The organism is Actinomycetospora soli (assembly GCF_021026295.1).
Classification (GTDB): domain Bacteria; phylum Actinomycetota; class Actinomycetes; order Mycobacteriales; family Pseudonocardiaceae; genus Actinomycetospora; species Actinomycetospora soli.
Window position 1 is genome coordinate 105,981 of sequence record NZ_JAJNDA010000004.1, and the last position, 25,706, is coordinate 131,686.

At 72.4% G+C, this 25,706-nt stretch carries 22 protein-coding genes; 10 read left to right on the forward strand and 12 right to left on the reverse strand.

Features of this window, described 5'->3' with window-relative positions:
- Positions 1 to 4 precede the first annotated feature (4 nt).
- From LN037_RS07495 to LN037_RS07515, 5 genes are all read right to left on the reverse strand, one after another.
- The gene (locus LN037_RS07495) at positions 5 to 1,717 is read right to left on the reverse strand and encodes an FAD-dependent oxidoreductase (protein WP_230751324.1); all 1,713 of its coding nucleotides are present in this window, start codon (positions 1,715 to 1,717) and stop codon (positions 5 to 7) included.
- 56 nt (positions 1,718 to 1,773) lie between these two features.
- Positions 1,774 to 2,655: a polysaccharide deacetylase family protein gene (locus tag LN037_RS07500; RefSeq protein ID WP_230751325.1), complete on the reverse strand. Its 882-nt coding sequence runs from the start codon at positions 2,653 to 2,655 to the stop codon at positions 1,774 to 1,776.
- A 10-nt stretch (positions 2,656 to 2,665) separates the two neighbouring features.
- The gene (locus tag LN037_RS07505; protein WP_230751326.1) at positions 2,666 to 3,415 is read right to left on the reverse strand and encodes an alpha/beta fold hydrolase; all 750 of its coding nucleotides are present in this window, start codon (positions 3,413 to 3,415) and stop codon (positions 2,666 to 2,668) included.
- Positions 3,412 to 4,860, reverse strand: a complete 1,449-nt coding sequence (locus tag LN037_RS07510) for an MDR family MFS transporter (RefSeq protein ID WP_230751327.1) — start codon at positions 4,858 to 4,860, stop codon at positions 3,412 to 3,414. Before LN037_RS07510 ends, LN037_RS07505 begins: the two co-directional genes overlap by 4 nt.
- Positions 4,861 to 4,923: 63 nt before the next feature.
- On the reverse strand, positions 4,924 to 5,574 hold the full coding sequence (locus LN037_RS07515; protein WP_230751328.1) for a TetR/AcrR family transcriptional regulator: 651 nt from the start codon (positions 5,572 to 5,574) through the stop codon (positions 4,924 to 4,926).
- Positions 5,575 to 5,725: 151 nt separating this feature from the next.
- Here LN037_RS07515 and LN037_RS07520 point away from each other — a divergent pair, with 151 nt between their 5' ends.
- The 3 genes from LN037_RS07520 to LN037_RS07530 are packed head-to-tail and all read left to right on the forward strand — an operon-like array spanning position 5,726 to position 9,084.
- Entirely contained in the window at positions 5,726 to 7,486 is a 1,761-nt protein-coding gene (locus LN037_RS07520) for an MFS transporter (RefSeq protein WP_230751329.1), read from the forward strand.
- An 11-nt stretch (positions 7,487 to 7,497) separates the two neighbouring features.
- Positions 7,498 to 8,685, forward strand: coding sequence for a cytochrome P450 (locus tag LN037_RS07525; RefSeq protein WP_230751330.1), 1,188 nt, complete (start codon positions 7,498 to 7,500; stop codon positions 8,683 to 8,685).
- Positions 8,686 to 8,694: 9 nt separating this feature from the next.
- Positions 8,695 to 9,084, forward strand: coding sequence for a DUF6194 family protein (locus tag LN037_RS07530; protein WP_230751331.1), 390 nt, complete (start codon positions 8,695 to 8,697; stop codon positions 9,082 to 9,084).
- Positions 9,085 to 9,088: 4 nt separating this feature from the next.
- Here the strand turns inward: LN037_RS07530 and LN037_RS33140 are convergent, their stop codons facing one another.
- The 5 genes from LN037_RS33140 to LN037_RS07555 all read right to left on the reverse strand — a co-directional run bounded on the left by LN037_RS33140 (position 9,089) and on the right by LN037_RS07555 (position 16,619).
- A complete protein-coding gene (locus LN037_RS33140) occupies positions 9,089 to 13,642 on the reverse strand; it encodes a multicopper oxidase domain-containing protein (RefSeq protein WP_305058220.1) in 4,554 nt (1,517 codons plus the stop codon).
- 16 nt (positions 13,643 to 13,658) lie between these two features.
- Positions 13,659 to 14,453, reverse strand: a complete 795-nt coding sequence (locus tag LN037_RS07540; RefSeq protein ID WP_230751332.1) for a DUF2182 domain-containing protein — start codon at positions 14,451 to 14,453, stop codon at positions 13,659 to 13,661.
- Positions 14,453 to 15,157 (reverse strand): DUF1326 domain-containing protein, encoded by a 705-nt coding sequence (locus tag LN037_RS07545; RefSeq protein WP_230751333.1) that lies wholly within the window; start codon positions 15,155 to 15,157, stop codon positions 14,453 to 14,455. The genes LN037_RS07540 and LN037_RS07545 overlap by 1 nt, the downstream gene beginning before the upstream one ends.
- A gap of 360 nt (positions 15,158 to 15,517) precedes the next feature.
- The gene (locus LN037_RS07550; protein WP_230751334.1) at positions 15,518 to 16,186 is read right to left on the reverse strand and encodes a DUF998 domain-containing protein; all 669 of its coding nucleotides are present in this window, start codon (positions 16,184 to 16,186) and stop codon (positions 15,518 to 15,520) included.
- Between the two features lie 25 nt (positions 16,187 to 16,211).
- On the reverse strand, positions 16,212 to 16,619 hold the full coding sequence (locus LN037_RS07555) for a PPOX class F420-dependent oxidoreductase (protein ID WP_230751335.1): 408 nt from the start codon (positions 16,617 to 16,619) through the stop codon (positions 16,212 to 16,214).
- A 199-nt stretch (positions 16,620 to 16,818) separates the two neighbouring features.
- On the opposite strand from LN037_RS07555, the gene LN037_RS07560 reads away from it, so the two are divergent.
- From LN037_RS07560 to LN037_RS07570, 3 genes are all read left to right on the forward strand, one after another.
- Entirely contained in the window at positions 16,819 to 18,132 is a 1,314-nt protein-coding gene (locus LN037_RS07560) for an NAD(P)/FAD-dependent oxidoreductase (RefSeq protein ID WP_230751602.1), read from the forward strand.
- Between the two features lie 540 nt (positions 18,133 to 18,672).
- Entirely contained in the window at positions 18,673 to 18,987 is a 315-nt protein-coding gene (locus LN037_RS07565) for an antitoxin (RefSeq protein WP_230751336.1), read from the forward strand.
- 51 nt (positions 18,988 to 19,038) lie between these two features.
- The gene (locus LN037_RS07570; RefSeq protein WP_230751337.1) at positions 19,039 to 21,051 is read left to right on the forward strand and encodes a S9 family peptidase; all 2,013 of its coding nucleotides are present in this window, start codon (positions 19,039 to 19,041) and stop codon (positions 21,049 to 21,051) included.
- Positions 21,052 to 21,054: 3 nt separating this feature from the next.
- Here the strand turns inward: LN037_RS07570 and LN037_RS07575 are convergent, their stop codons facing one another.
- Positions 21,055 to 21,822 (reverse strand): esterase/lipase family protein, encoded by a 768-nt coding sequence (locus LN037_RS07575; protein WP_230751338.1) that lies wholly within the window; start codon positions 21,820 to 21,822, stop codon positions 21,055 to 21,057.
- A gap of 45 nt (positions 21,823 to 21,867) precedes the next feature.
- Entirely contained in the window at positions 21,868 to 22,635 is a 768-nt protein-coding gene (locus LN037_RS07580; RefSeq protein WP_230751339.1) for a phosphotransferase, read from the reverse strand.
- A gap of 51 nt (positions 22,636 to 22,686) precedes the next feature.
- On the opposite strand from LN037_RS07580, the gene LN037_RS07585 reads away from it, so the two are divergent.
- From LN037_RS07585 to LN037_RS07600, 4 genes are read left to right on the forward strand one after another with little or no spacing between them, the layout of a single operon-like run.
- Positions 22,687 to 23,457 (forward strand): hypothetical protein, encoded by a 771-nt coding sequence (locus LN037_RS07585; protein WP_230751340.1) that lies wholly within the window; start codon positions 22,687 to 22,689, stop codon positions 23,455 to 23,457.
- Positions 23,454 to 24,485, forward strand: coding sequence for an HTTM domain-containing protein (locus tag LN037_RS07590; RefSeq protein ID WP_230751341.1), 1,032 nt, complete (start codon positions 23,454 to 23,456; stop codon positions 24,483 to 24,485). Before LN037_RS07585 ends, LN037_RS07590 begins: the two co-directional genes overlap by 4 nt.
- 47 nt (positions 24,486 to 24,532) lie before the next feature.
- Positions 24,533 to 25,006 carry a hypothetical protein gene (locus tag LN037_RS07595; RefSeq protein WP_230751342.1) on the forward strand — a complete coding sequence of 158 codons (474 nt, stop codon included), beginning with the start codon at positions 24,533 to 24,535 and terminating at the stop codon, positions 25,004 to 25,006.
- Between the two features lie 13 nt (positions 25,007 to 25,019).
- A complete protein-coding gene (locus LN037_RS07600; protein ID WP_230751343.1) occupies positions 25,020 to 25,655 on the forward strand; it encodes a class F sortase in 636 nt (211 codons plus the stop codon).
- Positions 25,656 to 25,706 lie beyond the last annotated feature (51 nt).

Sequence of the window (25,706 nt, forward strand, 5' to 3'; positions counted from 1 at the left end):
ACCCTTACTGCTCACCTGTGAGCGCGGCGAACACCTCAGCCGGGTCGTCGGGCACCGTCGCGAACCGGGCCGCCACGTGGTGGTCCGGGCGCACCAGCACGCCGCCGGCGTCGCCGATCCCCTCCGCCTCGAGCAGGCGCGCCCAGTCGCCGTAGGGGTCCTCGAGGTCCTGGCCGGGACCCACGACGATCACCCGCAGCCACTCGGTCGACGGCCACACCGTCCCGCCCGGCCCCGTGAACAGCGTGAACCGCCCGTGGCCCGCCAGGTCGATCGTCGACACGTCCCCGTCGCGGCCGGCGAGCCAGACGTGCGGCACCCGCGCCCCCGGCGTCGTCGTCGCCACGTAGCTGAGCTCCGGGTCCTCGACGGTCGCCAGCGGGTCCGCCGCGACCGTGTCCGCCGCGACGGCCGACGAGACGTAGCGCTGGTTCAGCTCCACGCCGTGCGCGTCGAACTCGTAGGCCTTGAACGCGATCGCCTCGCGCAGCGCCCGCCGCTGCTTCTCCGCCCCCGGCTCCCGACGGCGGGCCATGTTCTCCCGCATCACCGCGGCGTCGGTGGTGTCGCTCAGGCCGAGCGCGTCGAAGATGCGGCCGGTCTCGCCGATCGACCGGTTCGCGCGGTCGACCACCTGGCGGCCGATCGGCGCGCGCTCGGCGCTGTAGGTGTCGAGCAACGAGGGGTCCGCCCAGCCGCGCAGCACGTACGCGAGCTTCCAGGCGAGGTTGAACGAGTCCTGGATCGACGTGTTCGACCCGAGCCCGTTCGACGGCGGGTGCCGGTGCACCGCGTCGCCGCCGCAGAACACCCGGCCGCTGCCGTAGTGCTCGGCGGCCATGTGGTTCACCGTCCAGGCCGAGCTGCCGACGATCTCCACCTCGAGGTCCTCGACGCCCACCAGCTGCCGCACGAGCCCCGTCGTGAACTCCTCGGAGAGATCGGGCGGGCCGTCGGCGACGTCGTAGCCCCAGATCGTCAGCCACTCGTTCCACGGGCGGACCATCCGGACGACGCCCATCCCGATGCCGCCGATGTCCGAGCCCGGCTGCAGCACCCAGTACAGGACGCTCGGCCGGTGCGCGACCCACGGCGAGAGGTCGGCGCGGAACACGATGTTCAGCGACCCGGCCACGCCCATCTCGCCGCGCATCGGCAGCCCGGCGTTCTCCGCGACCCGCGACCGTCCGCCGTCGGCGCCGTAGAGGTACTTCGCGCGGATCTCGTACTCGTCGCCGCGCAGCCGGTCCCGGACGGTGACCGTCACCCCGTCGTCGTCGACGGCGTGGGAGAGGTACTCGGTGGAGAACCGGATCCGCGACCCGGCCGCCTGGGCGCCCTGCACGAGGATCGGCTCCATGAGGCTCTGCGGCATGTCGCAGATGCCCGCGGGGCTCGCGAGCCGGTGCGCCGCGCGGCTGCGCGGGTCGGTGCCCCACGAGCGCACCCGGCCGAGCTCCTCGCCCGCCAGGGACTCGCAGAACGTCGTCGTGCCGATGAGGTCCTGGGGCGTGGCCAGGGCCTCGACCTGCTCGGCGACCCCGAGGTCGCGCAGCACCTCCATCGTGCGCTGGTTCGTGATGTGGGCGCGGGGCTCGGCCGCGAGGGTCTCGTAGCGCGTCACCACGATGTGGTCCACGCCCAGCCGGGCGAGCGCGAGCGCCATCGACGCCCCGGCCGGACCGCTCCCCACGACGACGACGTCGGTGGTCACCATGGACCGGAATCCTGATGCTTCCCGACGTCGGGCCGCAAGACTCGCGGTTGAAGGTTCTACGACCGCCGCGGCGAGCGGGCCTGGAAGTCCTGGGCGATCTCGTCGAAGGTCGCCCACCGCACGCCCTCGTGGCCCGAGATGTACTCGATGAGCCGCTCGTGGGCGAGCAGGACCTGCGGCCGTCCGGAGACGTCCGGGTGGATCGTCATGGTGAACACCGCGTAGTCCATCTCGCGGTACACCCAGTCGAACTGGTCGCGCCAGAGCTGCTCGATGTCGCGCGGGTTGACGAAGCCGTGCGAGTTCGGGCTGCCCTTGACGAACATCATCGGCGGCAGGTCGTCGAGGTACCAGTTCGCCGGGATCTCGACGAGGTCGGTCTCCTCGCCGCGCACCAGCGGCTTCATCCAGTCCGCCGCGTCGCGGTCCAGGTCGATCTTCGTCCAGGAGTCGCCGGCCCGGACGTAGTACGGCGTGAAGTCGTCGTGCATGAGCGAGTGGTCGTAGCGCAGCCCGCGGTCGAGGACGAGCTCGTTGGTGATCTCCGAGAACTCCCACCACGGCGCGACGTAGCCGGTGGGCCGGGTGCCGCTGCGCTCCTCGATCAGCGCGATGCAGCGGTCGAGGACGTCGGACTCCTGCTGCCGCGACATCGCGATCGGGTTCTCGTGGCTGTAGCCGTGCACGCCGATCTCGTGCCCGGCCGCGACGCACGCCTCGAACTGCTGCGGGAAGGTCTCGACGGAGTGGCCCGGCCAGAAGAACGTCTGCCGCAGCCCGTACCGGCGGAACAGCTCGAGCACCCGCGGCACCCCGACGTCCCCGGCGAAGAGACCCCGCGAGATGTCGCCGGGCGAGTTCTCCCCGCCGTACGAGCCGAGCCACCCCCCGACGGCATCGATGTCGACTCCGTAGCTGACCAGGATGTCCTTCGGCATGCGAGCAGGACTACCCGGCGAGGCCCGCCCAGAACGCGGAGAGCGCCGCCGCGCCGCGCTCCGGGTCCTGGCACATCCACCAGTGCCCGAGCCCGTCGAGCACCGCGACCTGCGCGCCCGCCCGGGCGGCCGCGCGTCGTCGCATGGCCTCATCGCCGACGAAGGTGTCCTCGATCGCGACGATGCCGAGCCCGGGCCGGGCGGCGAGCCGCTCGAGGGACTCCCCGCGCCGGGACATCGCGGGCTGGGCGGCGTCGCGGTAGAGCGTGAGCACGCAGGCCTGCATCGTCTCGTCCTGCGCGGCGGCCATCGCCGCGGCGACGGCGGTCGGGATCCCGAAGCCCTCCATGCGGGCGGCCTTCGTCTCCACCGGCCCGCCGAGCATGCCGGCGATGTGCTCCTCCCCCACGCCGGGCGTCTGCCACGCCTGCGCGAGGTCGTGCCAGACGTACTCGGGCTCGTAGGCGCCGAGGATGTCGCTCGCCCAGCTCCGCACGAGCTCCGGGCGCTCCAGCAGCGCGTTGATCACGTGCCCGCCGCCCCAGTCGTGCCCGACGAGGTCGATCGGTCCGTCGAGGCGTTCCAGCTCGGCGATCAGCCAGTCGCGGTAGCCGTCGACCGTCGCCGAGAACCCGTCCGGCACCGGCGCACCGAAGCCGGGCGGGGCGAGGCGCACGACGTCGTCGCGGCCGAGCGCGGCGACGAGCGGGTCCCAGACGGCGGGTGTCTCGGGGTTGCCGTGGACGAGGACGACGGTCATGCGACGGATTCTGGCGCGCGGTCCTCAGCCGGGCGCGCCCGGACGAACGACGCCGCGACGAGTGCCACGAGCCCGACGACGCCCGCGACGACGAACGCGACCTGCAGCCCGTCCGCGTCGGGCGCCGCGGCCCCGACCGCACTGCCGAGCGCGGCCACCGTCACGAAGACCGCGGTGCCGAGCGCGCCCGCGACCTGCTGCAGCGTCGAGAGGACGGCGCTGCCGTGCGAGTACAGATGGTCGGGCAGCGACCCGAGGGCCTCCGTCATGAGCGGGGTCATCATCAGGCCGAGACCCGCCATGAGCAGCACGTGGATGCCGATGACGGCGGCCAGCGGGGAGCCCTCGCCGAGGGTCGCGAACAGCCAGAGCGCACCCGCCGTCATGACCGCCCCGGGCAGCACGAGCGGACGCGCGCCGACCCGGTCGAACAGCGACCCGACGGGGCGGCCGAGCAGGCCGAGCACCAGGCCGCCGGGCAGGACGGCGAGGCCGCTGACGAACGTGGAGACGCCGAGCACCGTCTGCAGGTAGAGCGGCAGCAGGATCGCCGAGGCGCCGATGAGGCACATGAACAGCGGCACGCTGGTGGCGACCGCGACCGTGAAGGGCCGCCGGGTGAACACCCGCAGGTCGAGCAGCGCCGCGTCGCCCCGCTGCAGGTGCAGCTGGCGGGCGACGAACACGCCGAGGGCGGCGAGGCCGACCACCACGGGCACCCACGGCGGCACCGGGTGCCCCCCACCGGACTCACCGATCGCCGACAGCCCGTAGAGCAGCCCGCCGAAGCCGACGGCGGAGAGCAGCACCGACCCGACGTCGAGCGGGACCCGGCGGGTGGTCGAGGACAGCCGCAGGTACCGGGCCCCGACGACGAGCGCGATCACCGCGAGCGGGAACACCAGCCCGAACGTCCAGCGCCAGCCGAGGCCGGCGAGCACCGCGCCGCCGATCGTCGGGCCCAGGGCGGGCGCGACCGCGATGACGATCGTGATGGTGCCCATCGTCGCGCCGCGACGCTCCGCGGGGACGAGCCGCATGATCGTCGTCATCAGCAGCGGGACCATCACCGCCGTGCCCGCGGCCTGCACCACCCGGCCGGCGAGCAGCACCCCGAAGCCGGGGGCGAGCGCGGCGAGCAGGGTGCCGGCGCTGAACAGCGACAGCGAGGTCAGGAAGACCGCGCGGGGCGTGAAGCGCTCGAGCAGGAAGCCGGTGATCGGGATGACCACGGCCATCGTCAGGAGGAACCCGCTGGTCAGCCACTGCACGGTGGTGGCGGGCACGCCGAGGTCGACGGTGAGGTCGCGCAGCGCGACCGACAGGATCGTCTCGTTGAGGATCATCACGAACGCCGATCCGACGAGGACGGCGATCAGCAGACCCGCGCGTGGGGGTGCCGTGGGGTCGCTGGGTTCGGGGCGCAGCTCGGCGTGCGCGGTCATGACATCCCTTTCCGGACGGCGGGTGGGGCGGGAGACGGAGCGGAGCTCGACCGACGCGTGACGTCAGGCGGACGGGTCGCGGTCATCGCCGAGGACGCCGTGGGTCGCGGCGCGGACCGCGGCGGAGAGGCGGGCGAGGCCCTCCTCGCGGGGGCGCTCGCGCCCGGCGGCGCAGTCGTCGGCGAGTTCCTCGGTGGCGATGCGCAGCGCCGCGGTGAGGGTCGCGGCCTGGACGCGGACGGCGAGCTCGTCGGGCGCGCGGCCCAGCCGCTCGGCGACGACCTCCGCGAGCACGGCCTCCGCCCGCTCGTAGACCACGAGCCAGATCGCGCGCAGCGCCGGCTCGTGCCGCGACATGGCGACGACCGCGAGCGTGGCCGCGCCGTCCTCGGCGGTGGCCGGGTCGGGCAGGTGGTGGTCGGCGACCAGGTGGTCCTCGAGCGGGGTGTCCGCCGGCCAGCGGCGCAGGGTGTCGACGAACGCGTCGGTGGTCAGCGACAGCACCGGCTCCACGCAGCTCTCCTTGCTGCGGAAGTAGCGCCAGAGCGTGCGCGAGGACAGGCCGACCGCCTCGGCGATCTGCTCGCCGGTGGTGTCGTGGACGCCCTGGTCGGTGAACAGCCGGATCGCCGCGCGGGAGATCTCGAGGCGCTGCAGCCACCGGCGCCGGTCGGACATCGGACGTCGGCCCCGGGTGGCAGCCGGTGCGGACATCGCTGCTCCTTCGTGTCGCTCGACGCCAACCTGGCGCTCAGTGACAGAAATACCCCCGGCCGTGCCCGGCGGCAACGAGAGCTGCGTCTCCGCGCGACTTTCTGGCGCTCCGTGCCACTATTGGCGGGTTCCCGTTTGGTCGAGGAGTGCCGTGACCACCGCCGCCCCCACCGAGGCGCGGGCCAAGTCGCCCGCCTTCGTCGCCGTCCTCGCCCTCGCGGGCATCACGGTGTCGCTGCAGCAGACCCTCGTCGTCCCGCTGGTCCCGCAGTTCCCGCGCCTGCTCGGCGCCGCCCCGGCGGACACCGCGTGGATCGTCACCTCGACGCTGCTCACCGCCGCGGTCGCCGTGCCGATCGTGGGGCGGCTCGCCGACATGATCGGCAAGCGGCGCATGCTGCTGTTCTGCCTGGTCATGCTGATCGCCGGGTCCGTGGTCGCGGCGCTGTCGACGTCGCTCGTGCCGCTGATCGTCGGCCGGGCGCTGCAGGGGCTCTCGACGGGCCTGATCCCGCTCGGGATCAGCCTGATGCGCGACGAGCTGCCGGCGGAACGCCTCGGCTCCGCGGTGGCGCTGATGAGCGCCTCGCTCGGCGTGGGCGGGTCGCTGGGACTGCCGCTGGCGGCCCTGATCGCGCAGACCGCCGACTGGCACGTGCTGTTCTGGGCGGCGGCCGGGCTCGGCGTGCTCGTCCTGGTGCTGGTCCTCGCGCTCGTGCCGGAGTCGGCGCAACGAGCGGGCGGACGCTTCGACCTCGTCGGCGCGATCGGGCTCGCCGTCGCGCTGGTGAGCCTGCTGCTCGCGGTGTCGAAGGGCTCGTCGTGGGGCTGGGGCAGCACGACGACCGTGACGCTGTTCGTCGTGGCCGGCGTGGTGCTGCTCGCGTGGGCGTTCTGGGAGCTGCGCACCCCGCAGCCGCTGGTCGACCTGCGGGTCAGCGCCCGGCGTCAGGTGCTGCTGACGAACGCCGCGTCGATCGTCTTCGGCTTCTCGATGTTCGCGATGTCGCTGGTCTACCCGCAGCTGCTGCAGCTCCCCGCCTCGACCGGCTACGGGCTCGGGCAGTCGATCCTCGTCGCGGGCCTCGTCCTCGCGCCGGGCGGGCTCTGCATGATGGCGATGTCGCCGGTGTCGGCGCGGATCAGTGCGGCCTCCGGGCCGCGGACGACGCTGATGATCGGCGCCGTCGTGGTCGCCGTCGGCTACGGGATCGGGGCGGCGTTCCACTCCGCGGTGTGGCACCTCGTGCTCAGCTCGGTGGTGATCGCCTGCGGGATCGGCCTAGCCTACGGGGCGATGCCGGCGCTGATCATGGCGGCCGTGCCGGTCACCCAGACCGCGGCGGCGAACAGCCTGAACAACCTCATGCGCGCGCTCGGGACGTCGTTCGCGAGCGCGATCGCCGGGGTGCTGCTGGCGACGCTGGTGACGTCCTCCGGGGCGCCGACCGAGGGCGCGTTCGTGCTCGTGATGCTGCTCGGCGCCGGGGGCGCGGTGGTGGCGCTGGTGATCATGGTGTTCGTGCCGAAGCGGCCGGCGCCGGACGCGGCGGCGGCCCCGGCAACTCCGGCTGCCGAGGCCGAGCCCGAGTCGACCGCACCCGCCGTCGAGAAGGAGCCGCTGACCGCGCCGATGGCGCGCCCGCTCGTGTCCGGGGTGGTGCGCCGGGGAGGCGTCCCGGTGGGCGGGGCGACGGTCACCGTCGTCAGCAACGCGGGGCGGCAGCTGGGTCGGGCGGTGTCGGAGGCCGACGGGAGCTACACCGTCGCCGCCGACGGGCCCGGGCAGCCGCACCTGCTCGTCGTCCGGGCCGGTGGCACGTCGCACGCCGAGCACCTCGGTGACGGGTCCGTGGCGCGGGACGTCGACCTGCCGGCGCCCACCGTGCCCACCCCCACGCCCGTGGCCTGAGGAGGAACACCGTGAGCACCACCGGGATCACCACCCGCCGGGAGGGGTCCGGCCCCGCACCCGACGTCGCCGCGGTCCGCGAGGCCGAGGGCGTCGTGCGCGTGCCGACCCCGTTCGGACCCGCGGCCTGGCTCCTGACCCGCCACGAGGACGTCCGCCGCATGCTGGGCGACGCCGACGGGTTCGCCAACGGGTGGACCCCCGCCGACCTCGGCGAGTCCGGCCGCGACCCGCGCCAGCTCTCCGGGGACCGCGCCGGCAACCTGCTCGCGCTCGACCCGCCGGACCACACCCGCCTGCGCCGACTGCTCACCCCCGAGTTCACGGTTCGACGGATGCGCAGGCTCGAACCGCGCATCGTCGAGATCGTGGACTCCCATCTCGACGAGATGGCCGCGACGGGCGCCCCGGTCGACCTGGTGTCGACCTTCGCACTGCCGATCCCGTCGCTGGTGATCTGTGAGCTGCTCGGGGTGCCGTCCGCCGACCAGGACGAGTTCCAGGAGCGCACCGCCCGCCAGCTCGACACGACCCTGCCCGAGGCCGAGAAGGTCGCGCTCGCGGCGGAGGCACTGGCCTACATGCAGAACCGCGTCGCCATCGCGCGACGCGACCCGGGTGAGGACCTCCTCGGCATGCTGATCCGGGAGCACGCGGACGCCATCGCCGACGACGAACTGGTCGGGGTCGCGAACCTGCTCCTCGTCGCCGGGCACGAGACCACCTCGAACATGCTCGCGCTCGGCACCCTCGCGCTCCTCCGGCACCCGCAGCAGCTCGTCCGGGTGCGCGACGACGACGAGGCGGTGCCGGCGGCGGTCGAGGAGCTCCTGCGTTGGCTCGCGATCGTCAACTCCGGCTCGCCGCGCCTGGCCCGCCACGACGTGGAGATCGGCGGCGCGACGATCCGCGCCGGCGACCTCGTCTCGTTCAACCTGCCCGCCGCCAACCGCGACCCGGCTCTGGTCGACGCCCCGGACACCCTCGACGTCACCCGCCCGACGACGAGCCACCTCGCCTTCGGCCACGGCATCCACCACTGCCTGGGCGCACCCCTGGCCCGGCTGGAGATGCGGGTCGCCCTCCCCGCGCTGCTGCGGCGCTTCCCGGGGCTGCGGCTCGCCGTTCCCGACGAGGAGGTCCGCTTCGCCTCGCACCGCGCGATCCACGGTCTGGTGGAGCTGCCCGTGGCGTGGTGACGTGACGAGGTGGACGTCGACGAACTCCGGGACCTGCTCGCCGCCTACCCCGGCACCCGCATGCTCGAGGCGAACGGCGACCACTTCGCCGTGTACGACCCCGACGGCACGACCCCGCCCGAGAAGCAGCGCCCCTGGGCCACGATCGTCACCTCGAACGCCTACGACGACGGGTCCGACCTCGACCGGCCCGGCGTCTACCGGCTCAACCTCGGGCTGCCGAAGGACCTCGCCGGCGAGGTGGCCGATCCGGACGCAGAGCTGACCACGCTCGACGTGGTGATGCCGCACCCGGACTACGGGCGGCTCGGCTTCGTCTGCGTGCTCAACCCGTCGTCGTCCTGGCCGCGGGTGCAGGAGCTGATCGACGCGGCGTACGCGAAGGCGGCCGGGACTTGAGCGTTCACAGGTCTTCGATCCGCAGGATGCCCCACAGCCCTTCCTGCACGGCGTAGCGGAAGGCGCCGCTGCGGTAGGCGTGGTCTCCGGGATGCTTCGGGTGCAGGACGATGTCGCGGACGAACCCAGCGGTGAGACCGGACAGCGACCCGACCCACGGACCGTTGGGGACCCAGGGCGCGAACTCCCAGGCCAGCCCGTGCATCGTCCAGGTGTGGTTGCGGGGCTTGTCGCAGCCGCCGACGAGCCGGAGCCACAGTTCCTCGTCCACCGCGGCGGACCAGATCGGTGTGGGCGGCTCGGTCACGGCGAGCATGCGTCGCGCGTGGACCATGGCAGATCGGTAATTGATGCCTTTCTGCCCGGCGTCCTCCGGGTCGCCCTCGACGAGGTCCCGCAGGGGTTCCTCCGGGTTTCCCCCGCGGTAGAGCCGGAGTCCGTCCTGCACGACGAGGACCTGCTCGTTCGTCGTCCGGTCGCCGACCGTGACCCGGGCGTGGGATCCGGTCCACGACGTCGGCTTCGCGTCCGCCGGTTCGACGACGAGCGCCCCGACGAGACCGTGATGACGGTGATTGCGAACGTCCGCCATGTCCTGGAGGTGGCAGACCTGCCCCTCGCCGCCCCCGCCCAGCTTCTCGTCGGCGTACCACCAGTACTCGACCCAGTTGGCCCGGTCGTGCGCGGCGCCGTGCCCCTCGCGACGCGCGACACCGTCCTCACCCTCGGCGGCGTGGCCACCGTGCGCCCCCGGTGACTCGCCGAGCGGTCGGATGGTGCCGTCGTGATTGAGGCCCACCCACGATCCGTCGGAGGACACGACGTCGTAGCGCACGAGTCCGGCATGTAGTGACACTCGCGGCGAGACGAGGCGGTCCTTCTCGAGGGGCAGCTCCGGCGGATGCGGTTCCGGGCCGAATCGAGGCAGGGCCGGATCGACGTCGTCGGGCGCGAGCGAGAACGGCGTGGTCACGAGCTCGTTGATCAAGACGACGCGCACCCACTCGCCCGCCCGGGCGCGCAGGACGAGGGGCTCCACATCGTCTCTGAGCCGGCTCGTCGCTCGGATACGCCCGGTCGCGTGGCCGCCGACCACCTCCGGCTCCCATCCGCGCACGAGGGTGTACGTGAGGCCCCACGGGTCGCTCACCGTCTCCGAGTAATCGATCTCCTCGCGACGTGCGACCACGACGTACGTCCGTGCCGCCGGGAGCGACCACGCGGACGGTGGACGCGGCCCGATGGCCGGGAGCGCTCGTCGGACGGGCTCCGGACGGGGTGGAACGGCACGGGCGGCCTGCACGTCGGTCCACGGCCGGCCCGGCAGCGCCGGCAGGTCGTTCCGAGGCCGAGTTCCCGGCGCGTGGACCCGCACGAGGCCCCAACACCCGAGCCAGGTGTCGTCGAGCGCCGCGAACCGCCACAGATGGTCCCCAGGCCCGTACGGGCTGTCGTCCTGGTTCACCTCGAGCGTGAACGCCTCGGAGATGCCGAGGGTCTGCTGGTCGACGAGGCGGGACGCGGAGTTCTGCCACTCGTGCCGCCAGCGCAGACCGTGCGTGACGAAGCTGTGCTGCTCCTCGTGAGAGCCCTGGAGCAGCCGGATCCGCAGTCGGTCACCGGGATAGGCGTGCACGATCGGCGTGTCCGGCTCACCGCCGACGTCCTCGGGCTCCTCGTCGGCGCGCGGGACCCGACTGGCGAACCAGGCCGACGGATCGTCGCCCCGCTCCCGCAGCGGCGCGTTACGATAGTTGACACCCATCACGCCGGGGTCGTCGGAGGACCCGAGCAGCGCCGGCGGGTTGAGCGGTACGCGGTCACGGTCGTACAGCGGGACGAAGTCGCCGATCGAGAGGCACGCCTCGCGGTAGCTCTCCATCCCCTTCTTCCTGACAACGGCCTGCGCGCCCACCCACGCGGGACGGGTGAGGTCTTCGGGCGCCCAGTAGGACGACCCGTGGGGCTCGGCGATCAGCGCGGCGAAGAGCCCGCGCTTCTGACGGAAGTTCGCGAGCAGGTGGTCGTGGAAGAAGCAGGGCCCGAACTCCTCGTCCACCACCCAGCGATGGAGCGACACGTTGCGCGCCGGCTGGCCCGTCTTGTTCGGCCCGACCGCCTCCGGGCTGCTCGCCCCGGAGAGATAGTTCCAGCCGGTCGAGGAGCCGTCCGCCGCGAGGACGTCGAACTTCACGAGGTGGACGTGCAGCCCGCACTCCACCGGCGGCGCCTCGAGGTCGAAATGGTCGTGAGGCACGGTCCCGAGTTCGTTGTGCAGTCGGAGTTCGACGACGTCGCCGTGGTTGGCCCGCACGTAGAACGGCTCCACTCCATCGGCGTCCGTCTTCGGCACGTCGACGCGAAGTGGTTGGTCGCCCGGTTCGTGCACCTCGAGGCCGAGCAACTCGTACCGGTGGCCGTGCGGGTCGTGCCAGCCGTGAGAGTTGTACTCGACCGGCCCTTCCCGCACGACGACGTCCATCGACAGCACGCGCGGAGACCCGCCGGCCCACGCCGCGGCGTCCCCGTCGAGATCGACGAACAGCGCCCCGGGCCGCGGGTTGTCGACGAAGGCCGCCGCTTCCTGGTCCGAATGGGCGGACATCCCGAGCAGGGCCCGACGACCGGTTATGACGTCGTCGCTGATAGCCGGCGGAGGCGGTGCCTTACGCGGCACCGCGGCATCGACGAACCACGGGAAGCCGGGATGCACGTCGTCGGGCCGGGGCGGCTCCCGACCTGGAAGAGGCTTGAGCTCGGGGCAGGGAGAGCCGTCGGGATAGGCGCGATCGCCCGTGACGAGGCGGTCGAAGCTGCGCCACAGCCCCCACATGCCGTGGTGGAAATGGGGATAGAGGTGGCAGTGCCAGATGATGTCGCCGGGAGCGTGCTGGCGGCTGCCCGAGCCGTAGAGCGGGTCGACCGTGACGGCCGTCTGCGGTCCGATCGTGATGGCGTCCAGGAGCTGGGACTTCGGGTCCTCCGCGACGGCGCGCCACTGGTGCACGTGCAGGTGGTAGACGTGCGTCTCCTTCACGCCGGCGTGGACGACGCGCACCCGTACCGGGTCGCCGGCGTAGGCCCGTTGGATCGGCGTGACGGGGTCGCCGAACAACCACGAGCTGTGGTGCTGTTCCTCCCCCGACACGATCTCCAGCCAGCGGCCGTCCTTCGTGCGAGCGGTGTGGAAGACCTCCCCGAGGTCCTGGTCGATCTCGATGTAGACAGCGGCGAAGTCGACCGGGATCGCTGGGTTTGGGCGCTCAGGCGTCTCCTCCGCGAGACGACGCATGCGGTGCGGGAGCCGATTGGTCATCGGCTCGGCCCGGTAGTTGAGCGGCATTGTCGAGTGCTTCATGACGAGGTGGAGGGCGCTGTGCACCTCCGGCTCGTCATGGATGAACACCGCGAACTCGCGGTGGGACTCCGTCGGGCCGTTCGGCGGGAACTCGACGAAGGGCTTCGTCGGGGCGCCGCCGAGGTGGATGTCGACGTCGGCGCCCGCACGCCACGGACTCGCCGTGAGGTCCTTCCCCGTCTCGGGGTCGTGCCACGTCGCGTCCTTCGGCTCGACGATCAGCGCGCCGAACAGGCCATGGATGTTCGTACCCTGTTCGCTGCCCCGCACGTCCCCGAGATCGTTGATCACCCAGACGCCCTGGCGCCGGCATCGCCAGCTCACCGTCGCCCCTCCGTCTGGCGGCGCCAGGGTCGACGGGTTCTCTCCCACGTGGGCACCGTCGTCGATTCGCACAGCGATCCCGTCGCCCTGTACGTGCAGCCCGACGTGGCGTCCCCGCAGTTCGTTCCGCAGCCGGATCCTGAGCTCGTCGCCCTCGTGGACCCGCAGCACGAGTGGGCGGACGACGGGAACAGGTCGGAGCGGGTTGATCCAGTTGTATGGGCCTGACGACCGGGGGAACAGCGAGACCCGCGCGCTGTGGTCGTTGAGCAGCAGCCGGTCCACCTCGAGAAGATCGAGACCGGAGGTCTGGGCGAGCTGCGCTCTCTCGGCCTTGAAGCGCTTGTTCACCGCCGCGAGGTCCCGCCGGATCGCGGCATCGAGTCCAGGAAGGGCCGAACGCCACACCCCGGCGAGGTGGCCTCGTTCCTCCTCCGTCGTCGGCATGTCGTCGACCTCGCCCGCCGTCAGCTCCCGCAACGCGAGGAGCACCTCGGCGACGGTCACCCGGTAGTTCTGGCGCACTGCGAGCCAGCGGGGATCAGCATGCGGCTCGGGTTCCGCGTCCTCGTCGATCACGGCACGGACGTCCTCGAGGGTCCGCTCGTTCAGGAGCGCGCGCTCCTGCCCCGTCTTCCGGCCGAGGATCTCGACCATCTCCTCGTAGCGCCACAGACCGTCGACGACGATCTGGGCGAGCTGGCGGCGCCGGTGCAGGCGCGGCAGCTGCTCGTCGTTCTCCTTCCAGCGCGCACGGACCCAGCGCAGCAGGGGCACGTGGGCTGAAGGGGCGTAGAGCATCCCGTCGCGGTCGTGGTCGCCGTCGTCGGTGTAGACGATCGGCATCTGCAGGGCGACGAGGTCGACCTCGGGCATGGCGGGTCTCCGGGGTTCAGGCGACGAGGACGCCGGCGGGCAGGAACCCGGCGAGAGCGGCGATCCCGAGGGCGAGGACGAGGAATCCGGTCGGGCGGACGAGGCGCCGCCCGTGCGGCAGCAGCCGCTGAGCGGCCATGACGACCGCGAGGACGACCATCACGGGCAGGGCAGCCACCGCGACGGTCAGCGAGATGACCATGAGCGCCCAGCAGCAGCCGACGCAGGTCAGGCCGTACGAGGCCGACAGCCCGACCGTCTCCGCCCAGGCCGGTCGGCGGCCGGTCCAGTAGCGAAGGGCGGTGCTGCGGGGTGACCGGCAGGCGGTGAGGCATCGCTGGGCGAGGGGGGACAGCTGGTAGAGCCCTGCCGCCACCAGAACCACGGCGGCCGCTGTACCCGGGTCGGCGGCGAGGACCAGAACCTGCCGCAGCGCCGTATCGAGACCGAGGAGTGCTGCGCCGGCCACCGTCCAGACGGCGACGAAGGTCGCTCCGGCGAGAGCCGCCAGCAGCATCGGGCATCCCCGCCCCACGGCCAGCCCCGCCACCGTCGTGAGCAGGGGCAGCGCTGGCGGCAGCATCATCGCGACGACCATCACCACCCAGGCCAGCAGCACCGGACCGACGGCGGGGCCGACCGGCAGATGGCCCATGTGCGCCATCGGGTCCGGGGTGGCTGCGCCGCCGTGGTGCGCGAGGAGGTCTGGCCAGGCCAGCCCGACCCAGGCCAAGGCCGCCAGGGCGAGGACCGCGGCGGCCAGTGGTCGGCGGTGCTCGGTGTTGCGGTTCCGCTTGAGAGCCGTCGTCATCAGGCCTGCTCGACCGCGACGTCGGCCGCCGCATTCACGTACGCGAACATTCCGCGCATCCCTGACCGGCCGGTGACCTGGACGAACCCTCCGGGGAGCTCGCCGACCGTGACATCGAGGCCCTCGCCCGCCTGGGCGGTGATGTCGGCGTTGCGGGGCCCGACGCCGAACTCCTTCGACAACGCGGTCTCTCGGAGAACCATTGGGCGCGACGGCGGGTCGAAGTACCGCGGCGACCCACTCGCGCTGATCGCGCGGGACTCCACGGCCCGGACTTCGCCCTCTCGCGGCGGGAGCGTTCGCACGACCTCGACCGACCACCGCTTCTCGTTGGGCGAGACGATGATGCGGGCTCGCTCTTCGCAGATGACATTGCCGGTCACCGCGGCCAACCCGGCAAGGGAGCCCCCGAGTCGCCCTGCGAAGGCCTCCCGGAGGGCCTCGAACTCGTCGTCGGACGCTTCGTCGTCGACGAAGAGCACGGTGGCTGCTCCCGACGTCCGGCGATTGCCGGCGTGGGTGGTGACGCTGACGACGGATCGACCGCCGACGCCGACCTCGCCGATCACAGAGCCGTTGTCGAGCAGCCACGCGGTCAGGCCTGTGCAGTGTCCCTCGTCCGGATCGTCGTCGACCCAGCAGGGACAGACCGTATAGCAATCACATGCTTCGATGAAGGAGCCACCGAGGTCATAAGCGGGCACGACTCATCACCTTTCGTCCGACGACATTCGGGAATGGCGACGCCGGTCGCGGACGACAAGGTCTTCTCGCGGTCGATGACGGCAAACGCCCTGCTCAGGGCATGGGTCGACCCACGAACGAACCCCCCTCCGCGCCGCCACCGGTCGGCGATCCGAATCGACCGCCCGGCGTGCAGGACGCGCAAGAAAGGTCTACCAACGGCAATTCAACATCGGCAGGTGTTCCACCCGAAGAGCGCAAATCGGAACTTGCTTGCTCGACACCCGGTGCCCGATCGACTGCTCAGAGTGTCGCGAAACGGGAGACCGGTTGCGCTTCGGGCCCGCCCCGCGTCCGGGCGAGCGGCCCGTTCGCAGCATCTACGTGCGCGACAGTGCCGTTCGCTCGGCCGGGACCGGCGTCCGCGCCGCCCGGAACCCCAGCACCACGACCACGAGCACCTCGGCCAGGGAGAGCACGCGCTCGATCAGCCCCAGCGGCACGGCCCGGTACCAGGGGGTGGCCAACACGGGGTTCAGTGCGATCGCACCGATGATCGGCAGGAACGAGGCGAGGGCGACCAGGGCGAACACCGTGACCCAGCGCGCCCACGCCTCGCCGCGGCGCTGGCGGGCCGTGATCAGCGCCGCCGTGGGGAGCGCGAGGAACGCCGCGAGGCTCGCGTAACGGTGGATCGAGCCCGACAGGCTGGGACCGACCGACCAGTTCGTCTTCTCGAACACCACGACGAGCACGAGGCCGACGCACCAGACCCCGAAGAGGACCACCCCCGCCGTCGGGACGAGGCCCCGCGTGACGAGTGCCGCCACCACCGCCACCGTCGCAGCGACGAGACCGAGGACGGCGACGTCGAACAGCCACCCGCCCGGCCCGACGGCGTACTCGCTGATCGTCCGGCGCACCGGGTCGTGGCGCGACCACGGCGCCACCAGGTGCATCAGGCCGACCACGGCGACCACCACGAGTGCGACGACCGCTCCCCCGGTACCGAGCAGGGAGGGCCGGACGCGGGTCGTCGGGATCGTCACCCCACCAGGATGACCCGGACCCCCGTCAGTCCACCGTCAGACGGAGCACCACGCGCTCGCGGGGCGGGCCACCACGACGGACGGCGCGCTCGGCCGCCTGGAGCAGGCGGATGCCGCCGAACTCCCAGCCGTACTTGGCCTTCAGGAGGCTCTCGGCGTCCTCGACGGCCCCCTCCGCGTCGTCGACGACGGCCGTCGCCTCGACGGTGGGCGTGCCGGCGGCGACGCGTCCACGGCGGTCGCAGGCGCGCAGCTCGACGTGCGGGTCGTTGCGCAGGCGCTTGGCCTTGCCGCTCTCCGCGGCGGTGTAGACGACGAGGCCGTCGCCGTCGCGCACGACCCAGACCGGGGTCGACACGGGGTCGCCGGAGCGCCGGAAGGTCGTCAGGGACACGAAGCGCTCGTCGCCGAGCGTCACGAGCGATGCAGTCACGGGTCCAGGCTTACCCACGGCAGCCGCGGAATCGATCCAGCCGCGCGCCGCGTCACACTGCAACGGCGATCACAGGCACGCCGTCACACGAACGACACGCCGTGGTGACGAGGGCGGCTTGACCGGTGCGGCACCCTCGGCGGACACGACGCTCCGGGCAGGGACGAACGACCCCGCACGCACCGACGGCCGGCCCCGCGTGGTGATCGTCGGGAGCGGCTTCGCCGGCTACCACACCGCGAAGTCCCTGGCCCGCCGCACGCGGGGCGAGATCGAGATCGTCGTCGTCAGCCCCACCAACTACTTCCTCTACCTCCCGCTGCTGCCCGAGGTCGCGGGCGGGATCCTCGAGCCCCGCCGGATCGCGGTGGCCCTGTCCGACACGTTGCCGCCCTGCGTGCGCCACGCTCCCGGCGAGGTCGACGCCATCGACCTCGAGGCGCGCGAGATCGGGTGGCTCGACCCGGAGGGCGTCGCGCACCGCACCTCGTACGACCGGCTGGTCCTCGCCGCGGGGAGCGTCCACAAGGTCATGCCCGTGCCGGGCGTCAACGAGTACGCCGTCGGGTTCCGCGGGGTCCCCGAGGCGTTCTACCTCCGCGACCACATCGTGCGGCAGATCGATCTCGCGGCGATGAGCGACGACCCGGAGGAGGTCGCCGCGCGGTGCACCTTCGTCGTCGTCGGCGCGGGCTACACCGGGACCGAGGTGGCCGCGCAGGGCCAGCTGTTCACCCGGGCGCTCGCGCGCAGCCGCGGACTGGACCCGGAGGCGATGCGCTGGGTCCTGGTCAGCCGCGGCCGGGTGCTCGCCGGGCTCGACGAGCACCTCTCCCGGACCGCCGACGCGGTCCTGCGCCGGCGGGGGGTGGAGGTGCACACCGACACGACGATGGACGAGGCCGCCGCGGACGGCGTCCTGCTCTCGTCGGGCGAGCGCATCCCGACCCGCACGCTGCTCTGGTGCGTCGGCGTCCGGGTCGACCCGCTCATCGAGGACCTCGACATCGAGATCGACGGCGGCCGGGTCGTGGTGGAGCCGACCCTGCAGGTCCCGGGCCGCCCGGAGCTGTACGCGTGCGGAGACGCGGCCGCCGTGCCGGACCCGAGCCGCCCCGGCGAGGCCACCCCCATGACGGCGCAGCACGCCGTGCGCCAGGGGACCTTGGCGGGCCGCAACATCGCCGCGTCCCTCGGCTACGGGACGGTGCGCGGCTACCGCCACCGCGACCTCGGCTTCGTCGTCGACCTCGGCGGGCTCGAGGCCGCCGCCGCACCGCTGAACATCCCGCTGACCGGTCTGGCGGCGAAGGTGGTCGCCCGCGGCTACCACCTCGCCGCGATGCCCGGGAACCGCCTCCGCACCGCGACGGACTGGCTGATCGAGGCGGTGCAGCCGCGGCAGAGCGCCCAGCTCGGGCTCGTCCGCTCCCCCGCCGTTCCGCTCGACACGGCCTCCCCGGAGGTGCCGCAGCACCACCTCGGCTTCCCGCACGCGACCACGCGATCATGAGCGGTCCGCTCTCCGGAACCCGCTCGGCGCACCGCAGGGAATTCATGCACCAGGGACCATGGGTGCCGCATTGTTGACGGCGGGACAGTTCGATTGTGCGCCGTGGATGCGCAATTCCGGCCCTTTCCCGTGGTCCGCGCGTCGGCGACGTGACCTGCGGGTGAGCTGGGTGTTCGCTGTGTGTGGGGCGCGGCGAGATCCGCCCGGCCCGGACAACGGGTCCGACCGCCCGGTTTCCTCCGGGCAGCCGGAAGTCCGAGGAATTCGCTCCTTGTTGTCGACCTTAGAGGGGATTACGGTGGCGTTCGTAGCCGGGCAGCAACGTCTCCCCCCGACGAAATCCGGGTCACCCCCCCAGACCCGGAGGTGTGCTGCCCGGCTACCACACGTCCCGGGGCGCGAGCTCCGTCCGCCGGCGGTCCGGAACAGGGTCGAGCAGCCGCCGGGCGGGGTATCAGCGAGGATGGAGGCCCGGCGCGATCGCCGCCGGCCCCTCCGGAGCCAGTCGCCCCGACTCCCCGATCCGACGAGGTGCAGCACATGCCCCTGATGCGTCGCGTGGCCGCCCTCGGTGCCGCCGTGGCCGCAGCCCGCCAGTACGCCCGCCAGAACCCCGAGAAGGTGAACCGCTACGCCGACCAGGCGGCCGCGTTCATCGACCAGCGCACGAACGGCAAGTTCCGCCGCCAGATCGACGGCGCGCTGCGCCAGGTGCGCAAGGAGACCAGCGTCCCCGGCCGCACCGTCCCCGGGCCGAGTCAGGCCGGGCAGTACGGGCCGCAGCAGACCCGCCACGACCCCTACCGCGACCAGGGCAGCACGCAGCGGTACCCGAGCGAGCGCACCGACCGCTGATCGGCGGGAGGTCCGGGCGGGTCGGCCGGGCGCCGGTTAGCGTCGGCGACCATGCAGCCGGCCGACATCGCCCGACTCGTCAGCCCCGGGGACCCGCGGGTCTCCCCCGACGGGCGCCGCGTGGCGCTCGTCGTGACGCGGGTCGACCTCGAGGCCGACCGCTACCGCTCCGCGATCTGGCTCGCGCCGGCCGACCCCGCCGACGGTCCACCGAGGCCGCTGACCTCCGGTGACGGCGACGCGAACCCGCGCTGGTCCCCCGACGGCACCCGGCTCGCCCTCACCCGCACCGTCGACGGGAAGCACCGTCTCGTCGTGCTGCCGGTCGACGGCCCCGGGGAGCCGGTGACGCTCGTCGAGCGCGACACGTCGATCTCCGAGCCCACGTGGTCCCCGGACGGCACCGCCCTCGCCTTCACCTCCCGGGAGACCCGACCCGACGCGCCCCCGTTCACCGTCGTCGGCACCCCCGACCGCGCAGCGCTGCCCCGCCGCATCGACCGGTTGTTCCCCAAGCTCGACGGCGAGGGATGGATCGTCGACCGCCCGCGGGCGGTGTTCGTCGTCCCCGCCGACACCCCCGCCGCGCCGCGCGTCCTCGCCCACCACCGCTACGACATCAGCGGCCCGGCCTGGTCCCCGGACGGTCGCGAGCTCGCCGTCACGACGGTCCGCGACGAGCCGGACGCCGACCTGACGATGGTCGAGGCGCTCCACCTCGTCGCCGTCGACACCGGCGAGATCCGCCCGCTCACCTCCTCGCCGTCGATCTCGGTGTCCCGCCCGTCCTGGTCGCCCGACGGCGCCTCGATCGCCGTGCTCGTCGAGGACGTCGTCCTGGTCCCGTCGTTCGGCCGGGTCGCCCTCGTCCCGACGGCGGGTGGGGAGCCGACGGTGCTCACCGCCGGGCTGGATCGGCAGGCGGCCCCGTTCGTGGGCGGCCGCGCGCCGCTGTGGCGCGACGGGAGCCTGGTGTTCGCCGTCGAGGACCACGGCACGCAGCCGCTGTACGCCGTGCCGGCGGACGGGTCGGGGACGCCGACGGAGCTGCTCGGCGGGACCCGCGCGATCGTCGGGTACGACGCCGCCGGAGACACGCTCGCCGTCCTGACGACGGGTCCGACCTCGCGTCCCGAGCTCGCCGTCGTGCGCGACGGCCGGGAGATGACGCTGTCGTCGTTCTCCACCGCGTTCCACCGTGACCTGCCGCTCGACGCCCCCGAGCACCTGCGCGTGCCGTCGTCGGGCGGCGGGGAGATCGACGCGTGGCTGCTCCGGCCCCGCACCGCGGCGCTGGCCGGCACCGACGGACGGCTCCCGCTGCTGGTGTCGGTGCACGGCGGGCCGATGACGCAGTACCCGGCGGCGTGGTTCGACGAGTTCGCGATGTGGTCGGGCGCCGGGTACGCGGTGCTCTGGTGCAACCCGCACGGCTCGACCGGCGACACCGAGGCCGCGCTGCGCTCGATCCGGTCGCCCGAGTCCGCCGAGGTCCCGGGCACCGGATGGGGCGGGGTCGACGCCGACGACGTCCTCGCCGTCCTCGACGCCGCGCTCGCGCACGAGGGCACGCTCGACCCGGCGCGGGTCGGGCTCATCGGCGGCTCCTACGGCGGGTTCATGACGACGTGGCTGGTCGGGCACACCGACCGCTTCGCCGCGGCCTGCTCGGAGCGCGCCGCGAACAACCTGTTGTCGCTGGAGTGGGGCGGGTCGGACGCGGCGGGCTACTTCCGGTTCGAGATGGGCGTCGACCACCTGGCCCGCCCGGACGTGTACCGCCGCATGTCCCCGACGTCGTACGTCGAGCACATCCGCACGCCGCTGCTGATCCTGCACGCCGACCACGACCTGCGTTGCCCACCCGAGCAGGCCGACCAGCTCTACGTGTCGCTGCGGCTGCTCGGGCGCGAGGTCGAGTACTGGCGCTTCCCCGACGAGGGCCATGAGCTGTCGCGCAGCGGATCACCCCGACGCCGGGTGCAGCGGGCCGAGATCATCCTCGACTTCTTCGCGAGGTGGCTCCGCCCTGTGAGCACTCATCCGTCCCCTGGCACGGATTAGTACTCACGCGGCGGCAGCCACCTGACCCACGGAGGCCAGCTCGACGGCGACGGCACGTTGGATGGCCGCCGAGGTCAGCTGGGCGATGTGGCCGCCTGGGACGACGACGTTGCGGGCGTACGGGTCGTGGCTGGAGCGCCACGGCACCGCTCCGTCCGTGCGGCTGTAGATGCTGGTGAACGGCACCTCGGCGGGCCACGGGGCGCGCAGCGTGTCGCGGAAGTCCGCGCAGCAGCGCCCGATCATGCAGCCCAGGCCGAACAGACCCGGCATCCCGGCGCTGCCGATCGCGGCCATGCCCCAGGCGACGGCGGCCATCTGCGGGGTCAGGCCGCCCCAGCGGTCGAAGGGCGTACCGATGGTGATCAGCTGCGACACCGACTCGGGCGTCGCGGCACCGACCGCCCGCGCGAACTGCCCTCCGCGGCTGTGCCCGACGATCCGGACCGGCTCGCCGGCCTCGTCGGCGATCGCCCGGACCCGGCGAGCCAGCGAGTCGACCGTGCGCTGGGCGCAGCCCATGCCCGAGCCGAGGGTGAAGGGATGCACGTCGTAACCCAGCCGGGTCAGCCACCGGGCCATCGGATCGAGGCACGGCCCGGTCTCGCAGAGGCCACCGAGCAGCACCACGGGGCCCCGACCGGGGTGCGTGACCTGCTCGGTCGGGCTGACGGACCGGTGCCGCAGGCCGGTGACGCCGATGGCCGCACGTCCCACGGTGGTGAGCCCGAAGCCCACCATCACGTCCCATCCGGGCGGACTCCACCGCATGGCACTCCTCCGATCCCCGACGATCAGTGCTGAGTTACCCGTGCGTCAGAGCGCAGGAAACCAGGTCAACGCCTCGGCGACCAGTCCCCGATCGCCGACGTCGTCACCGTGGGTGACCGCATAGCAGGGCCCGACGTCGAGCCAGGCCCGCGCCCGGGCGGCGAGCTCGTCGGTGACGCCGTAGGCCGCCGCGGCCTCCCGGGCGACGTCCGGCCCCGCCTGGTGCAGCGGCCAGACCAGGTCCTTGGCCGGATCACCCGCCCGCGCGTCGCCCCAGTCGATCACCCCGGAGACCCGGCCGTCGTGCACGAGCACGTGGTCCGCCGACAGGTCGCCGTGGACGACGACGGAGGCCGGCGCGTCCCGCAGCAGGGCGAGGCGCTCACGCAGCCACGCGCCCGTCCCCGCCGGCAGGCGCGGCACGACCTCGGCCGCGAACCGGTCGAAGTGCGCGTCCCGCAGCGCCGCCGTGCGCTCCGGCAGCGGGAGCCCCCGGGCGACCGCCTCCCCGAGGTCGACGCCGTGCAGCGCCACCAAGAACTCCCCGACAGCGGTCCCGAGGTGTGGAGCGTCGTCCGGATCAACCGGCCGGCCGGGGACGAGCCGGTGACGCACCGTCAGCGGGTCCTCCTTCCCGACGACGGGTCGGGGCACCTCGAGCGGCAGCTGCGGCGCGAGCCAGGGCAGCAACGTCGTCTCGGTGCGCAGCCACGGCTCGACGTCGGGCCGCTTGGCGGTGCGCTCCACCCACGTGCCGTCGACGAGCCACGCGTCGCTGTCCCAACCGGAGCCGAGGTACTGGCGGGTAGTCACGTGGGCTAGCGTGCCTGCCGTGCTGTGGCGCCCACCACCTCCGTGCTGCTCGTGAGCACGTCCGTCGGCGACGGGTCCGAGACCTCGAGCGCCCAGACCCCGGCCGACGCAGTGAGCTCCGTGAATTCAAGCCGCGAGAACGAAGGCCCGCCCAGCGCCGGCGCCGGCAACGGCGCCGTAGACACGACCGACGGGACACAGCATCAGGGAGTCGGGGTGGTCACCGGCTCGCGAGAAGCCGGCCACGTCCAACCGGATCAGGACTCTTCCGTCACCAGTCATGGGGACAGTGGCCGCGAGGTCGTGTCGGGATGGGTCTCGACGAGGCGCGGACGGTGGGCGATCAGCGCGTTCCTCATCGTCTTGCTGGCAGCCGTGCTGTCCATCAACATGCCGACGTCAGCGCTGAAGTCCCTCGTTGCGCCGTGGACCTATCCGGCGCTCGCCACGTTGGGGCTCAACCAGACGTGGGGCGTCTTCTCACCGGATCCGCGCGCCGACACGTCCTTCGTCATCGCCCGAGTCGTGTACCTGGACGGGACCATCCGTGACCGCGGGTTCGACGTCGACCGCGGGGCCGAGGCCCTTCGTGACTATCGATGGCGCAAGTACGAGGAGCAGCTCTGGGCCGGTCGCCAGGCCCGCGCGGCCTGGCTCCCGTATGCCAGGTGGCTGACGGCGTCCGACCGTGCGGAGGGCCGCCCGGTGCGCGAGGTCCAGATCATCAAACGCACACGGACGTCACTTCCTCCCGGCCCCGGACCCGACTACGGCCCCTGGAAGGACGAGTTCCTCGGCCGTGTGATGAGCGGCGACTCATGAGTCCCAACGATGGAGCCCGGCTTCACCCGGTACAGGCCTGGAACAGCTTCTGGTTCGCACCCACGTCGACCACACCTCTCGCTCTGCTGCGGATCGTGTTCGGCCTGGTCGTCTTCGTCTGGTTGCTGTCTCTCGCTCCAGACCTCCTCACCTTCTTCGGGCCGAGCGGGCTCATGCCGTCCCCCCCACCCCTGGGACCGGGAGCGTGGACGCTGCTCTTCCTGCTGGACTCCAGCGCCGCCATTCTCGCGCTGTGGGCGATCGCCGTCGTCGCGTCCGTCGCAACGGTGCTCGGCTTCCAGACCCGCCTGGCGACGCTTCTCGTGTTCGTCGCTGTCGTCTCCTTCGAACGACGCAACAACATGATCTTCAATGGCGGTGACGGTCTGCTACGGGTGCTCGCCTTCCTGCTCGTCCTGGCACCCGCCGGTGCGGCGCTCTCCTGGGACAGGTGGCGCAGCTCGCCGGACAGGTTCTGGCAAAGCCCACTGCACGCGCCCTGGGCGATGCGTCTCATCCAGATCCACGTCAGCGTCATCTACCTGTCAACGGTCTGGGCGAAGCTGCAGGGGCGCCTCTGGGGCGACGGGCTGGCGACGAGCTTCGCTCTCCGGATCGGCGACGTCCAGCGGATTGCCACCCCGGCCTTCCTGACGGACTCCGCAGTCGCGAGCAACATCATGACTTTCGGCGCACTCGGAACCGAGTTCGCCATCGGGGTGCTGGTCTGGAACCGGTGGGCTCGACCCTGGGTGCTCGGTCTGGGCGTACTCCTCCACCTGTCCATCGAGATCTCCATGGTGGTCGGCTTCTTCTCGACGCTCATGGTCACGACGTACCTCAGCTTCCTTTCTCCTGCCTGGGCCGACCGGTTCGTGGCCAAGCTGCGGCGTCGTTACGAGATCGTGACGAAACGTCGGCGGCCGCCGAGCGTTGTCGACGTAACAGGTGGCTCACGTCCGGCGACAGACCAGCAGCCGCCGGTGACGTCAGAGGGCGCGATGGGCATGCAGAAGGGACTCACGTGAAGACACGGAAGACGAGGGCTGGAACCCTTGGGCGGCTCCTCGTGCTGATGCTGGGGGTGCTCCTCGCCAGTCTCATGGCGACCGCGCCGGCCTTCGCGCAGGACGGCACCGCCGGCGACGATGGCGGCATCCCCGTCGTTGACGACCTTCTCGACGGGATTACGACCGACACGCCCCTCGAGGACGCCACCACTGACACGCCGCTGGAGGACGCCACCGCTGACGGTGGTCTCATCGACACGGTGGTCGACGCCGTCACGGACCTCATCCCCGACGGCGGGACGGACTCGCCGACCACGCCGACCGGGCCGAGTGGCAACAACACGGTCATCCAGTACAGCCCCTACCCCGTCCCGGTCTTCGGTGACTACGGAAAGCGCTACTACGGCAAGTACTGGGACCACGGCTGCGGCTGCGACCGCTACGCCGCGCCGACCTACGTGCCCCAGGTCGTCAACGCGACCCAGGTCTCCAGCGTGCCCAAGGGCGGCGTCGACACCGGGGACGGCTCCTTCCAGTGATCGAGGTTGACGCGTGAGTGAGACGACCGAGACTCCTCCGACCCGGGGGCCGTCGAAGACCGACTCGATCACCGGCAAGATCGGTATCGGCATCGTCGTCCTGCTCGCGCTCATCGCGCTCGTCGCCGTGGGGACCTCCGGCGGATCTCGCGGCGGCAGCGGCGGCTCCGGTGTGGAGACGCTGTCAGCGTCCAAGCCCACCTCGGTGTCGGTCCCCTCGATCGGCGCCGAGTCCTCGCTGATCGAGACCGGTCTGAAGGCCGACGGATCGCTCGAGGTGCCGTCGCTGCAGACGCCGATGCAGGCGAGCTGGTACGACCAGAGCCCCACCCCGGGCTCGCTCGGCCCGTCGGTGATCCTCGGCCACGTCAACGGCAGCGGTAAGCCCGGCATCTTCTACAAGCTCGCCGACACCAAGGCGGGCGACCAGATTCTCGTGAAGCGCGAGGACGGTCAGACGGCGGTCTTCACCGTGTCGAACGTGGACACCGTGCCGAAGGCCGCGTTCCCGTCGGAGATGGTCTACGGGGACACCCCGGACGCCCAGCTCCGCCTCGTCACCTGCGGCGGCATCTTCGATCCGGCCGCCCGCAGCTATGAGGCCAACGTGATCGTCTACGCGAACCTCACGGACGTTCGCCCCGCCTGATCCCGGTCCCACCGAACGGCCGTCACCCGCTCCGGGTGGCGGCCGTTCGTC

Bases quoted from the DNA above. Each gene is read 5' to 3' on its own strand.
- LN037_RS07575 (WP_230751338.1), bottom strand. From the start codon at position 21,822: ATGCGGTGGAGTCCGCCCGGATGGGACGTGATGGTGGGCTTCGGGCTC.
- LN037_RS07570 (WP_230751337.1), top strand. From the start codon at position 19,039: ATGCAGCCGGCCGACATCGCCCGACTCGTCAGCCCCGGGGACCCGCGG.
- LN037_RS07515 (WP_230751328.1), bottom strand. From the start codon at position 5,574: ATGTCCGCACCGGCTGCCACCCGGGGCCGACGTCCGATGTCCGACCGG.
- LN037_RS07595 (WP_230751342.1), top strand. From the start codon at position 24,533: ATGCTGGGGGTGCTCCTCGCCAGTCTCATGGCGACCGCGCCGGCCTTC.
- LN037_RS07540 (WP_230751332.1), bottom strand. From the start codon at position 14,453: ATGACGACGGCTCTCAAGCGGAACCGCAACACCGAGCACCGCCGACCA.
- LN037_RS07500 (WP_230751325.1), bottom strand. From the start codon at position 2,655: ATGCCGAAGGACATCCTGGTCAGCTACGGAGTCGACATCGATGCCGTC.
- LN037_RS07590 (WP_230751341.1), top strand. From the start codon at position 23,454: ATGAGTCCCAACGATGGAGCCCGGCTTCACCCGGTACAGGCCTGGAAC.
- LN037_RS07510 (WP_230751327.1), bottom strand. From the start codon at position 4,860: ATGACCGCGCACGCCGAGCTGCGCCCCGAACCCAGCGACCCCACGGCA.
- LN037_RS07505 (WP_230751326.1), bottom strand. From the start codon at position 3,415: ATGACCGTCGTCCTCGTCCACGGCAACCCCGAGACACCCGCCGTCTGG.
- LN037_RS07565 (WP_230751336.1), top strand. From the start codon at position 18,673: ATGCCCCTGATGCGTCGCGTGGCCGCCCTCGGTGCCGCCGTGGCCGCA.
- LN037_RS33140 (WP_305058220.1), bottom strand. From the start codon at position 13,642: ATGCCCGAGGTCGACCTCGTCGCCCTGCAGATGCCGATCGTCTACACC.
- LN037_RS07495 (WP_230751324.1), bottom strand. From the start codon at position 1,717: ATGGTGACCACCGACGTCGTCGTCGTGGGGAGCGGTCCGGCCGGGGCG.